Consider the following 13,983-nt stretch of genomic DNA (forward strand, 5'->3'; position numbering starts at 1 on the left):
CTTTTTAACTATTTTGATTAATGAATGTCATAGCATTTTTTTCATTCTCTTCTATAGCGATTTCTACAGCACGTTTTGCAACTTCTAATAATTGCTCACCTTTTGCTTTTACTGCAAAACTTTCTTTAATTAAACTGGCTATTTTTTCTTGAATTTCTTTTTCGATAATTGGAATTGATAAGTCTGCTACTTCATTCAAATTCAAATTAGTTTGCAATCCTTGTCTAGAATATTTAGAAACAAAAAGCTTTCCTATTTTTGAATTAAAAAAAGCCACTAGATACATTCTATTAACTAAAGTTTCCTCAAATCTTAATATTGCAACAGCTTGATTTATATTAGCTTCAAATTTATGTTGGAAAATTGCAGTTCTACCAACCGTACCTGCAATTGAGAACAAAACATCATTTTGCTTCAGTTTGGTTCTTTTTAATAAATTATCATGAATTGGGCTTTTTATGTAATTAAAATTATTTGGATTTACTTGCCCATTTTGCAAATCAACGGCTCTAATAAATGGGATTCCATCGAAAGCATCTGTGTAATCGTCACCACCAGCCTTAGGAGTAACACCACTTGAGATAGGATATTCAACTAAATTACCTAATCGGATTCTTTTAAATTCGTTAAATTTTGCTTCAATTGAATCATACTTCGGCTGATAATATTCAGCATCAAGACGACCTGTTGAAATGAAACTACTTTTAAAAAATTTGACATTTACGGCTTCTGTAGAAGGTTCAAAATCCTGTAATCCTAAAGTTTCTAATAACAAAGTTTCTGCTTCAGCGTACTTTTGTTGGGAAATAATAAGACTTTTATGTGCTTTTTCAAAATTATTAGATATTGATTTTTGTAATTCTAGTCTTAGTAATGGTATCTTTATCTCTTTAACTTCTTCAGGATTTACATTTGTTTGATTTATTGATTGTCGGGCTCTTCTTTTAATATCAATAATACCATATTTAGTATTTAAAAAGGTAGTTAAATATTCTGGCAAAATGATTTTTTGATTGGGTATAAATCGAACTAAATAAGAAGCAAATACATAATCACGATTATCTAATTCATTTTTATAATAGATACCTGTTCGACCAACCCACTCAAAAGAATTTGTTCTATTAAATAAAACATCCTTATTGTTTAACTTAAATGTTTTTAATTCATTTAAATCAATATCAGCACTCTTACTAACTTCTAAATCACACAACATATTATGTATTTCATTCATTCTATAAATGGGGTAACCTTTTTCCTCTTCATTCATAGAAATAGAAATGCCATATTGTGCATTTTCTAAACAATTACCTATTCTTTCATAATTTAATTTAGGATTATAGTATATTTTTTCTGTCCAAAATTGAGTATCTATTCTTCTGTCCTTATTAAAAAGAACTTCTTGGAGTAAAACCTCATTTATCTCAAGCCCTTTCAACAATTCGTTATAACGTTGCTCGTTGAAAGGGCTATTTAAAAAAAACTTAATCGCTCTTTTTTTGCAAATTCAGCAAATGCCTCTGCAATACCGTCTTGTGTTAATTGATCATGGTTAAACAAATCGTGCTTTACAATCAAATGTCCGTGTGTGTCAAGTAAATATTGGTCCAGATCTTCTGCAACTTCATTATACACATCTACAGCTACATCTTCTAATTCTTCATTATTTGTGATACGAGCGGATACAGGATAATCCCTTTTCCTCACGTAGATTTTCTCACCGCTATTGTCCTTACTAGTTTCTTGCATGGTAGCAAAAAAAATAGGATAGTCGTCTACTTTAGGGCATAAAGCGCCAGCTTTAGAATCATCATTCCATTTTTGTACCAATAGTACTGATGTTTTAGTGCCTGTATGTGGTTTGAACACATTCCCGTGCAAACCTACTACACCCAAAATGCGACAACGATCCGCAATATACTCGCGAATTTGCTTGTCACTACTGTTATTAAAACGACCTTGTGGCAAGACAACTGCCATACGTCCACCTGGTTTTAAGAAATCTAGATTGCGCTCTATAAATAAAATATCACGACCTACTTTGGTTTGATATTTTCCATCAGGTTTTTTACCCAATTCGTATTTAGCCAGAATGCGACTTTCTTTGATATCACCCGCAAACGGCGGATTTGCCATTAATATATCAAACTGGAAATCACGATTACTGTTTTTGTGGGTGCGTAAATTTTTTAGTTTTTTCCAACCTTCGTTATAAGTATCAATCCAATCTTCATCTTTTGTATTTTCATCCCATCTCTCGTAATCCAATGTGTTTAAATGTAAAACATTGGTTTGTCCGTCACCCGCAATAAGATTTAAAGTACGTGCTACACGTACAGCTTTTTCATCAAAATCTACTGCAAATACATTGTTTACTACGTAATCGGTACATTCAGTAGGCTTTTCTTCTGATGTAAATAAATGACTTTTTGTTAAACCTTTTTCTTTCAGAATTTGTTCCCATACATAGAAAATACTGTGTACAGGAAAACCACAACTTCCTGCAGCTGTATCAATTACCGTTTCCTTTTTTGTAGGATTCAGCATACGTACACACATATCGATCACATATCTAGGTGTAAAATACTGGCCTTTTTCTCCTTTACTGCTTTTGTTTATCAAGTATTCAAATGCTTCGTCGACTACTTCTAAATTCGAATTGAAAAGTTTCACATCTTGCAAAGAAGAAACACAAACCGACAAATGCGAAGGGGTAAGCATCAAACGAGCGTCTTCAGAAAAAACACCTGCCCATTTGTTTTTAGCTTTATCAAAAATATTTTGAAGCTTTTCTTTTAATTCACTTTCAGTATCGCCATAATTTCGGAATTCTAAATGACGAGTTCTATTTCTTCCACTTTCCATTTCGTCAAACAACTTGGTAAAGATCAGTTTGAATAATTCTTCAAATACATCTACACCTGCATTTGCCAAAACTTCGTCTTCCATTTCTCTAATTAGATCTTTCAAAGATTTTCTTTCGGTAACTAATTTATCCTTAGCCATCAAATCATCTATTGTCCAACGGTCTTTTAGAATATCAGATAATTTTTGATGTGATGCGGGTAATTCGGATATGTCTTCAAAGTAATTGGGATCTTTTCTGTGATAATATGAAATAGATTCTCCATTAGACCATACCCCAATTGGCGCACCTGTAGCATTACAATATGATTTTAGTTGTTCTTTACCATCTTTAAGTTTAGGTTTTTTCAACTCTACCATAATATATGGAGAAGTGGTTTTATCTTTATCAAAAATTACAATATCTGCTCTTTTCTTTTCACGACCAAAAGAAACCGCATATTCCAATTCAATACGATCTGTTGGATAACCTAGATCCTTCGTAAGTTTCATCAAATATAATTGTCTAACAGCTTCTTCAGGAGTTAGCTTAATTTCCTTTTTTCTAACAATGCAAGTAATGTAAGGAATTTGCTTCTCTTTTAAATCTTTGAAAAAAATTGTGTTTTCAAATTCAGCGATCTGTCTGTCTGAAAATTGAGAGAGTTTATAATTAGAGTCCTTTAGGAATTCGGATAATTTCATTTTTTTTTATTTCGTTGACTTGATAATTCTACAACACTTTTAATAATCTTAGAGTTGTTCTTTTAAATATTTATTTGGCTGGCATTAAGCCCCAATTATTCTGGAAATTGACCCTGATATTAAAAGTGCTAAAATATCGATTAAATATGGAAGAGTAAACAATATAAATTTAAAAAATAGAGAAATATCTTTCTTCTAACTTCTTTAATATGGTTTTAGTTGTAATTAAACTAAAACAGCCTTAATTAAGTTTTACGTTGTAACAAATGAAGAAAATTATTATTGTTTTAAAATCAATGCAGAATTACTCAACTTGTATAGAAATCTGGATGGCAAGTTAGATATTCAGCATCATACTATTTATGTATTTAAATGCTAGTTTTCATAATACATAAAACAATATTTCTTCAAACAATTTCAACGATCTGTTCATGGGAAATCTCCATATAATTTCACATAAAATTCCTGAAGATATCTCAAAAAATGATTTTAATTATGTAATCTTTTTCTCTCTACGTAAGTGATTGATTAAGTGATGATTAAAAAAAAACAGGTGTTAATTTTTCACTTTAATCAAACAAAAATATTGTTATCCGAGTATTATCATAGAAAAGTATAAAACTGAAAAACTATGTGTACAAAAATTTTAATTGACAAAAAAGTCTACAGTAATCTTGTTAAATGTGTTATTGAAACAAGAAGACTATTATTGGAATTATCAGATCGCCCTGAATTTAATAAAGAATGGTTATCGATACATGATATTGAAACCGAATTCGGATTAAGCAGAAAAATCATTGATAGTTACAGAAAAAAAGGTTTAAAAACTAATCAAAGAAATCGTAATGGAAAAATTCTAATCAGACGAAACGATTTGGAAAAATTCATCCTAAAAAAATAATCAAATGGTAGATCGAATTAAAATAAAGATATCAAAATTTACTGTTGTAAATGATTATCCCTTATGGGGAAACTATAGACCTAGTAAATTTCCCAATAGACATATTTTTAGCAGAGAAATCTCTAACGAAAAAGCGAAAGTTAAAAGACCATTTGAGATAACTCTAATGCTATATTACGATGATGAAAAGGACAAGTTTACCATTGGTTTCAATGGAAGTATAAGAAAATGGTATTTTGGAAAAAACACCAGAAGAAACCTAACTCCAACTCAACTAAAAGATTGTATTAAACTCTTAAGCGTTAAAATAGGAATTAGAGAACAAGATTTATTAAATGCTCGAGTAACTCAACTAGAAAGCGGTGTCACACTCTTATTAAAATCTGATTTTAAAGAAGTTATTAATTGTTTTGCTAGACATCGCACTTTCAGCAGAGAAGTTGATGGAACTACAGTTTATTTTAAAGGCAAAAAAACAAAGGAAGGGAAAGATAGTATTTACAAATATAAATTTTATGAAAAATATCTAGAAATAAATAAGAATGATAAAAATTTCCGAGAAAATCCCATCAAAATGAATGTACATAAAAAGTTTTTGTTTTTCCGTTTCGAAATAGTCATAAAAAAAGTTTCTGGAATGGATTTTTATAAAACAAAAGCAAAAACTCTTAACAACATAATTATTAATTGGGAAGAAATAAATCTAGAATTAATAAATCGCTTTCAGGCTATCCAATTTATAGATTTAATTTCTGATGAAAAAATTATCGATTCTACTAAGCTAGGCAAGAGAGATTCTGAAAAATATTTAAACTTCCAAAGAATAAGAAAAAATGGCTTTCTCAGAGAACTAGAAAAATTTGAACTTACTAATACCTCTACAAACAGAACTACAAAAACCAAAGCTTTTTTTAAAAATTACGAAATGTTCTTAGATAAAAAGATCGATTATAAAAATGAACTATATCAAGCGTTAAAACGAAAAATAGACAGTTTAGTATAATAAGAGTAATATTTATTAGAATAAATCAACTAACCTACTACAAGAAAGGATAAGCGAATATAAGTAAACCAACTTTGAAATGATAAGTATGATTGATCCCTAACATAAGTAAAAACTACCTAGACAAGTTTCTAATTATATTAATCCTTTTACTTGTTATAAGAACATCTTGACAACTTAAAAATATAAGCTTTTAAGCAATAATTTTATGCTAATTACAAATTATAGCTTTCTGCTATAAAAACCAGCTTAAATTGATTGTATATTAGTACTTAGTTAGCGGTCAGCATATAACGACCCGCCAGTAATTCAAGAACCTAACGATATAATCACCATGAAAACAAGATTAATCACATTGATTTTTGTATTATTTGCAACGATTTCGTTTGCGCAAAGTACATCACAAGCTCCTATTCAAAACATTTCTACAGACAGTGATGTTACATATAGGCTTTTCGCGACACGAAATATGTATACATTTATAAAATTGAATACAAGAAACGGACAGATGCGACAAGTTCAATGGAGCACTGAAAACGAAACCAGGTTTGAAACGATACTATCCGACATATCCCTAGTAAATAAAGAAGAAGAGAGAAATGGTAGATTTTTTCTTTACCCCACAACCAATATATATAATTTTATCATGATTGACCAAATTGACGGTAGAGCGTGGCAGGTTCAATGGTCAACTGAAGAAAAGAATAGAGCAGTTATGCGTATCTACTAAAAATTGATCTTTTATAAAATCCCAAGGTAACGGATTAGGGAATACAATCTTGGCTAAAAATAGCAAAAGAAGTAAAAAGAACTTCGCCAAAACTGAAGAGATAATTTTATTTGAAAAATAATAAAATATAAATTCTGAAACTTAACTATCTTTTTTTGTTAATTTTAAGAGGGATATAAAACAAAAAAGCCTTTCCGTTAAGAAAGGCATTTTTAAATTTAAGCGGTCTGGACGGGACTCGAACCCGCGACCCCATGCGTGACAGGCATGTATTCTAACCAACTGAACTACCAAACCCACTGCTTTTGTGAGTGCAAAAATACAACAGAAGTTGGATTCTGCAAGGGTTTTTAGCAATAAAATTCAAGAAATTTTTAATTGGCTAAATTCCAATATTTTATCCCGAAGCCTCGGGATGCTAGCTAAATCAAAAAACAAGAACTTTCTTTCTTTTTAACTGCTGAACTTTCAAAACCACAAAATATAACGATCTTGTCATTTCGACCAAAGGGAGAAATCACACAAGAAACTCTGCAATCAAAATCACCAATCTTTGTAGAATACTGGATGCGATTTCTCCCTTTGGTCGAAATGACACACTATACGTTAAATTTGGAATTTGGAATTTTTCCCGAGTTTTAGGAATTGGAATTTGCCTTTTGCAAATAGTCTTAAATCAAAAAAGCCATCCACAAAAGTGGAAAGCTTTTCATTGGTCTAACTACTAAACCAGCTGCGAGTTACAAAGTCGCAGCAAAACAACACAACTAATCTTAGATACCGTATTTGGGCAAAAAAGCCTTTCTGTTAAGAAAGGCTTCTCCCAATATTGCGGTCTGGACGGGACTCGAACCCGCGACCCCATGCGTGACAGGCATGTATTCTAACCAACTGAACTACCAAACCTCTGCGTTATTGCGGTTGCAAAGATAGTACAGAATTTCATTTCTGCAAGTGTTTTTGTGAAAAAATTGAAATATTTTTTCACAAAATCAACCAAAGTTCTGTTTTTCAACTAAATAAGTAGTCAATATTTTTTCAAAATTATCGCCAACATTTACTGGAACATACTTAATCTGGTTCTTTGCGCAGGTTAAAGCCAAGTTTTTAAAATAGGCTTCTACCTTTTTTTCGTATTCAACTTTAACATTATCAGCAAAAATAGAAACCTCTTCGCCTGATTCTAAGTCAATAAACTTTCTTGGCGCATTGTCAAAATCAAATTTCAATTCGGTTTCATTATCAACTACATGAAACAAAACCACCTTGTGTTTGTTGTGTTTAAGATGCTGTAAAGCATTAAAAAGCTTTTCATTATCTTCAGTCTGAAACATATCGGTAAACAAAATAATCATTGAACGGCGATGCATTTTCTCTGCAATTTGGTGCAAATACGTAATCGTATCGGTCGTTTTTTTGACTTTGGGCTGTACCAATAATTCTTCCAGTTTGTTCAAAAGCATTCTGTGATGGCGGTCACTTCCTTTTTCTGGCGCGTAATATTCGTATTTATCCGAGAAAACGCTTAAACCAACGGCATCGCGCTGTTTCTTCAAAATATTCATTAAAACCGCCGACGCCAAAACCGCAAATCCTATCTTCTTTTCATAAAATGGCTGATTTGATTTGAGCTCTGGATAATGCATTGACGACGAATTATCGACAATCAAATGACAACGCAAATTGGTTTCTTCCTCAAAACGTTTTGTGTACAAACGGTCCGTTTTGGCGAATAATTTCCAATCAATATGTTTAGTGCTTTCACCTGCGTTATATACTTTATGCTCCGCAAATTCAGCCGAAAATCCATGAAACGGACTCTTGTGCATTCCTGATATAAAACCTTCCACAACCTGATTTGCCAGCATTTCAAGATGCTGAAAACTGGAGACTTTCTCTATTTCCGATTCAATTTTCATTCGGTTTCTTTTTTGATATTTTGCGCTTTATAAAGCAAATCTGTTGACATCAATAATTTACGTTTCAAGATCGGACTAAAATTAGGGTTTTCTTTCAAGAATCGCTGTACTTCATCAAAAGCATATTTCGATGAATATCTTCCAACGGTATTATCCAGCCAATCTTTCGGGAAGAAAATATCTCCCGTGCGCTGGATTTTCTCTACCAAATCTAGTGAAAATCTAATATATTTTTGCGCACTTTCCTGACGAAGCGGGTGATTTACATTGGCCAATCCTACAGAAACCCATGCTTCTTTCTCGCGATTTGCATCGTCTTTCAAGGATTCTATAAACGAATTTCTAACGGATTCATTTTTTGATAATGAGGGAAGCAAAAATTCAAATCGTTTCTTTTTGTCTGGATTTGTGATCGTAGTTCTCGTTTTTTCTAAAATTTCATCGGCTTTTTCATGCTTGAAAATCGCCAGATTCATTGCCATATTGGTAAAATCATCTTCATTTAATTTCAAATTCGGAATCACAATTTCTTTGTTCCAAATCTGATATAATTTGGTCTTCGCCGAATCTGAATACGCAATCGAACTGAATAATCCGAATAAAGTCTTTTTGATATTTGCCGATAGATTAGCTTGCAAACGTTCGTTTAAAACATCTTCAAGTTGTTTCTGAACTTTAATTTGTTGTTTTTCGTTTAAAAATCTCCAATAAATAGTATTCAAATTGTTCGAAACTATTCGTAAAACCAATTCATTTTCTTCAGTCTGAATTCCTTTAAAAAAACAATCAAATGCTTTGTCCGGAGAAACGTTTCCAATTAAAGTATTTTCGTAAAGATTACTATAAGAAGATGCTCTCGCAACCTCATCTTTTAAAGCAGAAATAAAATTCAAATTATTCCCGTCAAGCGGAAAAACGCCGTACCCATAACCATTATAATTATAAATGATAGTAAGCGGTTTTTCAAGTCCGATGGCTTCTTTTACAATCAGGTTTTTGTCTTTAATATTGACATTTAAAACTTTCACATTATTCGCATAAACTAAACCAATCTGAAAAATCTGCGGCCAAACATTCGTTGATTTATCCTCGGCTTGCTGCGTGATTTCAAACTTTTTGATTCGGTTTTTAGAATCATATTCTATTTTATCTGTAAAAATCGCTCTACCCGATTTGTTTACCCAAACCTCGCTCCATTTTTTCATATCTAAAGGCGTTTCGGCATCTAGAATTTCTACAAGATTGTTCCAATCTGCATTGTCGTTGGCATATTTTTTAATATATTTTTCAATTCCTTTTTGAAAAGCTTCCTTTCCCATCGAAGCTTCTAATTGGCGCATCATAATTGGTGCTTTGTTGTAAATCATAGCACCGTAAAGCGATCCCGCATCTTTCAAATTTGCTAAATGTTGCCTTATCGGATGTGTGCCCAAAGAACGATCTTCCGCATAAGCGCTGGCATAATGTGTACTAAAAAACTGGAGATTATGATTGATTTTCGGGAAAATCGGATTCATGATTTTGTCTGCCATGAAGTTGGCAAAAACCTCTTTCATCCAAACATCGTCAAACCATTTCATCGTAACCAAATCGCCAAACCACATATGCGAGGTTTCGTGTGCGATGAGTTTTGCTCGGTTTAATTTCTCACTATCGGTTGCGCTATTGTCCAGAAACAAAGTCGATTCTCGGTACTGAATTGCCCCAACATGCTCCATTCCGCCATATTGAAAAACCGGAATTGAAGCGAAATCCAGCTTTTGGAATGGAAATTTATGATCAGTATATTTTTCTAAAAATTCCAATGATTGCTGATGCAATTTAAAAATCGTATCAACACTCATTTTTATCTTTTCAGCATTATTTTCACGATAGAGCAACGTCATTTCCATTCCTGGTTTTTCTGTTGCGCTTGTAAATTTTCCGGCAACAAATGAGAACAAATAAGTACTCATTTTATCTGATTCGCCGAAAGTGTACGAAGTAAAATCTCCATTTTCAACTTTCTCTTTTACATCGGCTCCAGCCAAAACCGACCAATCTTTTGGCACTGAAAGACTCAATTTATAAGTTGCTTTTAGATCAGGCTGATCAAAACACGGAAACAAAGTACTCGCACGGTCTGGAACTAAAAGCGTATATAGAAAATCATCATTTCGATTCAGGGATAAATTTCCAGCGATGAAGGAAATTGAAATTGTATTTTTCCCTGAAATCAAATTTTCAGCAGGAATAATAATATGTCCGTTTTCGTGAAGAATTTGGATATTTTTTCCGTTTGCCGAAACTGATTTTATATTTTGAGATTTCTCTTTAAAATCTAAAACAAGCGGTTTACTTATGTCTAATAAATTCAGATTTACCGTTAAACTCGAATTAATATCTTCGTTTTTCTGATTCGGGATTTCAAAAGATAATCCGTATTGGATATTTGAAATCTGTTTTTTTCGAAATTGAGCCAACTGCTCTGAAACGCCATTTTCGACAATAAAATTTTCTTTTGGTTTTGATTGAGAAAAACCAATCGTCGTGATTATAAAAAGAGCAAAAAAGCTGTGAAGAATTTTCATTTTGAAGGAATATAAGATTCGTTAAAAATAAAAAATAGTTTGCCACGAATTTCACCAATTTACACGAATTAAAATTTAAGTCTCATTTTTTTGCCACAGATTAAAAGAATTAAAAGGATTCTTAATCTGTGGAAATCCATTAATCTGTGGCAAACTTTTTAAATCAATTCGTGTAAATTGGTGAAATTCGTGGCAAAAAAAGAAAATAAAAAAGGCTTGACTTTCGCCAAACCTCTTTTATATAAATCATAATCTTTCGATTACAACAAAGCGTCTAAACTATCTGCGTAGGTTTGTTTTGGAGCAACTCCAACTTGTTTTCCTACTACTTCACCGTTATGAAAAACCAAAACGGTTGGTATGTTGCGCACACCATATTTTGCAGCGAATTCTTGGTTAGCATCTACATCTACTTTACCAACAACTACTTTACCAGCGTACTCGTCGCTTAATTGGTCAATGATTGGACCAACCATTCTACAAGGACCGCACCATGCTGCCCAAAAATCTACCATTACTGGTTTATCTGACTTTAAAACTACTTCGTCAAAAGTAGCATCTGTTATTGCTAATGCCATAATAATTTGTCTTTAAATGTTATTTCAGCTTTAGTCTCGAGAGACTCGTTTTTTGTTATTTCCTAAACTGAGGTACAAAGTTAGAAATTAAAAACAAATCATACACCATTCATAAATTAGTTTTGATTATAAAAGTATTGTAAATAATTATATCATAAATTCAATTGCAATACACAAATTTAACCTTACAGTAATTTGAAAATCAGAAATTTAAATATGATTGTTTTTTGTAGTATCTTTAATCAACCATTAAAATTTTCCAGATGAAAGAAACTTTGCATCGAATAAAAGTCTTTTTGCAATCGGCTGGTTTTAGAAAATACGCCAAACGTTTTGGGTTTTTTATTTTAGGATTAATTGCGCTTCTCTTAATTGCTTGTGGCGGATTATCGATTTATTTCAACAGAAACAAACCCGAAATTATTGCTAAAATCAACACCAAAATAAATGAAAACATCAACGGAAAATTTCATATTGGTGATTTTCATTATAAATTTTTAGCTGGTTTTCCCAATTTTACTTTGGCTTTAAAAGATGTCGAGTTAAAAGACAATAAATGGGACACGCACAAACATACTTTGCTGAAAGCCCAAGAAATAGAAGTTCGCTTGAACGTTTGGAGTTTATTGCAAAAGGAAATCGACATACATCGAATTCTCATAAACGACGCCCAGATTTATGTTTACAAAGCCGCAGATGGTTACTCTAACTCCGATATTTTTAAGAAAAAAAAGAAAAAGACTCCCGAAAACAAGGCTAAGCCCGAAACAACAATTAATCAGATCGACCTCAACAATGTTCGCTTTACAATCGACAATCATGTTGGGCATAAATTATTTGATTTTGAAGTGGCGAGCTTAAAATCAAAAGTAAATTATGAAGGCGATGATTGGCAGACAGATCTTTTCTTGGATACTCAAATCAACAGTCTGGCTTTTAATACCGTTCACGGAAGTTTTGCAAAACAAAAGCGCCTCAAAGGAACATTAGCCGTAGCTTATTCTGCTGAAAAACAAAAAATTGATGTAAAAACAGACGGTTTAAAAATTGGAACCGATTCTTTTGACATTACTGCATTTTTTAATTTAGGAAAAACCAATTCGCTTTTCGGAATCAATATCGGAACCTCTATTTTATGGCAAAATGCATCTAATTTACTTTCGGGGAATATTAGTTCTAAGCTGAATCGTTTCAATTTAAAGAAACCAATTGACGTAAATTGCGACATAAAAGGCGACTTGAATGCCGAAGGTGATCCTAAAATCGTAGTTCAGGCTATTATAAAAGACAACGAATTAAGTATTCCCGACGGACAATTGAACGATTGCAATTTTAAAGGAATTTTTACCAATAATTTTAAACCAAATGAAGGTTGTACCGATGCCAATTCGGCTGTGATTTTGACACGATTTTCGGCGACTTATGAAAATATTCCGCTGAAAATTGCCCAATTATCGATCAATAATCTTGAAAAACCGATTGCAACCGGAACTGTAAATTCAGATTTTGATGTTGACCGACTCAATCAAATCAGCAACGATAAATGGATTCAATTCACGGAAGGACATGCGACTGCGAACTTGAATTTTCAGTTTGATATTGTTGATTTATACATCAATAAACCAAAATTTATAGGAAATGTAAACGTAACAAATACTTCATTTGATTTTATTCCGAAGAATATTCATGCCGAAAAAGTAAACGTTCAACTTGAATTTACGCAAGAAGCTTTGTTGATCAAGAAAATCGCGTACAAACACAAAAAGAACACGATTTATATTGAAGGAAAAATTGATAATTTCTTGAATCTGTATTATGATGCTCCTGAAAAAATGGTTGTGAACTGGAAAATTCATTGTCCGAATATTGATATCAGACAATTTCTGGGCGTTTTGGCTTCTTCTAAAAAACAGAAACCCGTGGCTAAAACAACCAAACCGACTATTTCTCGTCATTTACGAACGGTAATCGAAAAATGTTCTGTAGTAATCGACATTAAGGCCGATAATATTACGTACAACAAACTCACTGCAACTAATACAACGGCTACAATTCAAATGCTGAATTCAAAATTGGTGATTAAAAATGGTTTTCTGCAAACTTCCGGAGGCAGTATTGCTTTTAATGCTGAAATTTCGCCAAGCGGACAAAACTATGCTTTTGGTTCAAACGCTCAAGTAAACCGAGTGGATATTGCGAGTTTTTTAAAGTCGTTCAACAACTTCGGAATCAAGTCTTTTTCTCCAAATAATATTCACGGAAAATTAACCAGCAATGCGAATGTTACCGGTTTGATGAACAGCAAAGGCGAGTTAATTACAAATTCAACACACGGAAGTTTGAATTTTAATGTCAGCCAAGGCGCTTTGGTGAATTTTGAACCAATTATGAAAGTAGGAAAATTTGCTTTTCCGTTCCGCGATGTTGAGAACATTACGTTCAGTGATTTATCAGGCGATTTTAAATTGCGTGGTGAATTGGTCGATATTAATAAATTGACAATTAGTTCGAGTGTTTTAAATCTGGATGCAAAAGGTATTTATTCTTTTGGCCGAGGTACTAATTTGGCACTTACGATTCCGCTTCGAAATTCTAAAAATGATGCCAAACTCGCCACAAAAGAAGAACGTAAAGCCGTTCGCGAAAAAGGTATTATACTGCGTTTAGTTGCGTATGATGATAATGGGAAGATGAAGATTAAGTTTGGGAAGAAGGAGAAGGAGAAATAAAAAAGCT

At 32.5% G+C, this 13,983-nt stretch carries 9 protein-coding genes and 2 tRNA genes; 4 read left to right on the forward strand and 7 right to left on the reverse strand.

Annotated features, from left to right (window positions below; genetic code table 11):
* Positions 1-4: 4 nt before the first annotated feature.
* Both FND99_RS02400 and FND99_RS02405 read right to left on the reverse strand, forming a co-directional pair.
* Positions 5-1,438: a restriction endonuclease subunit S gene (locus FND99_RS02400; protein ID WP_162615528.1), complete on the reverse strand. Its 1,434-nt coding sequence runs from the start codon at positions 1,436-1,438 to the stop codon at positions 5-7.
* A gap of 32 nt (positions 1,439-1,470) precedes the next feature.
* A complete protein-coding gene (locus tag FND99_RS02405; RefSeq protein ID WP_144336411.1) occupies positions 1,471-3,546 on the reverse strand; it encodes an N-6 DNA methylase in 2,076 nt (691 codons plus the stop codon).
* A 631-nt stretch (positions 3,547-4,177) separates the two neighbouring features.
* Between FND99_RS02405 and FND99_RS02410 the strand changes: the two genes are divergently transcribed.
* The 3 genes from FND99_RS02410 (at position 4,178) to FND99_RS02420 (ending at position 6,180) form a co-directional block, all read left to right on the forward strand.
* Positions 4,178-4,447, forward strand: coding sequence for a hypothetical protein (locus FND99_RS02410; protein ID WP_144336412.1), 270 nt, complete (start codon positions 4,178-4,180; stop codon positions 4,445-4,447).
* Between the two features lie 4 nt (positions 4,448-4,451).
* On the forward strand, positions 4,452-5,450 hold the full coding sequence (locus FND99_RS02415; protein WP_144336413.1) for a hypothetical protein: 999 nt from the start codon (positions 4,452-4,454) through the stop codon (positions 5,448-5,450).
* 334 nt (positions 5,451-5,784) lie between these two features.
* On the forward strand, positions 5,785-6,180 hold the full coding sequence (locus tag FND99_RS02420; RefSeq protein ID WP_144336414.1) for a hypothetical protein: 396 nt from the start codon (positions 5,785-5,787) through the stop codon (positions 6,178-6,180).
* 223 nt (positions 6,181-6,403) lie between these two features.
* Here FND99_RS02420 and FND99_RS02425 read toward each other — a convergent pair.
* From FND99_RS02425 to trxA, 5 genes are all read right to left on the reverse strand, one after another.
* Positions 6,404-6,477, reverse strand: a tRNA-Asp gene (locus tag FND99_RS02425).
* A 535-nt stretch (positions 6,478-7,012) separates the two neighbouring features.
* Positions 7,013-7,086, reverse strand: a tRNA-Asp gene (locus FND99_RS02430).
* A gap of 86 nt (positions 7,087-7,172) precedes the next feature.
* A complete protein-coding gene (locus FND99_RS02435) occupies positions 7,173-8,099 on the reverse strand; it encodes a DUF58 domain-containing protein (RefSeq protein WP_144336415.1) in 927 nt (308 codons plus the stop codon).
* A complete protein-coding gene (locus tag FND99_RS02440) occupies positions 8,096-10,669 on the reverse strand; it encodes a M1 family aminopeptidase (RefSeq protein WP_144336416.1) in 2,574 nt (857 codons plus the stop codon). Before FND99_RS02440 ends, FND99_RS02435 begins: the two co-directional genes overlap by 4 nt.
* 260 nt (positions 10,670-10,929) lie before the next feature.
* On the reverse strand, positions 10,930-11,247 hold the full coding sequence (gene trxA, locus FND99_RS02445) for a thioredoxin (RefSeq protein ID WP_012023423.1): 318 nt from the start codon (positions 11,245-11,247) through the stop codon (positions 10,930-10,932).
* Between the two features lie 263 nt (positions 11,248-11,510).
* Between trxA and FND99_RS02450 the strand changes: the two genes are divergently transcribed.
* Positions 11,511-13,976 (forward strand): AsmA family protein, encoded by a 2,466-nt coding sequence (locus FND99_RS02450; RefSeq protein WP_144336417.1) that lies wholly within the window; start codon positions 11,511-11,513, stop codon positions 13,974-13,976.
* The last annotated feature ends 7 nt before the right edge of the window (positions 13,977-13,983 follow it).

Source organism: Flavobacterium daemonense, from assembly GCF_007341385.1.
GTDB lineage: Bacteria > Bacteroidota > Bacteroidia > Flavobacteriales > Flavobacteriaceae > Flavobacterium > Flavobacterium daemonense.

Excerpts from the sequence above, each read along its gene's own strand:
- FND99_RS02405 (WP_144336411.1), bottom strand. The coding sequence starts at position 3,546 with ATGAAATTATCCGAATTCCTAAAGGACTCTAATTATAAACTCTCTCAA.
- FND99_RS02410 (WP_144336412.1), top strand. The coding sequence starts at position 4,178 with ATGTGTACAAAAATTTTAATTGACAAAAAAGTCTACAGTAATCTTGTT.
- FND99_RS02415 (WP_144336413.1), top strand. The coding sequence starts at position 4,452 with ATGGTAGATCGAATTAAAATAAAGATATCAAAATTTACTGTTGTAAAT.
- FND99_RS02420 (WP_144336414.1), top strand. The coding sequence starts at position 5,785 with ATGAAAACAAGATTAATCACATTGATTTTTGTATTATTTGCAACGATT.
- FND99_RS02435 (WP_144336415.1), bottom strand. The coding sequence starts at position 8,099 with ATGAAAATTGAATCGGAAATAGAGAAAGTCTCCAGTTTTCAGCATCTT.
- FND99_RS02440 (WP_144336416.1), bottom strand. The coding sequence starts at position 10,669 with ATGAAAATTCTTCACAGCTTTTTTGCTCTTTTTATAATCACGACGATT.
- trxA (WP_012023423.1), bottom strand. The coding sequence starts at position 11,247 with ATGGCATTAGCAATAACAGATGCTACTTTTGACGAAGTAGTTTTAAAG.
- FND99_RS02450 (WP_144336417.1), top strand. The coding sequence starts at position 11,511 with ATGAAAGAAACTTTGCATCGAATAAAAGTCTTTTTGCAATCGGCTGGT.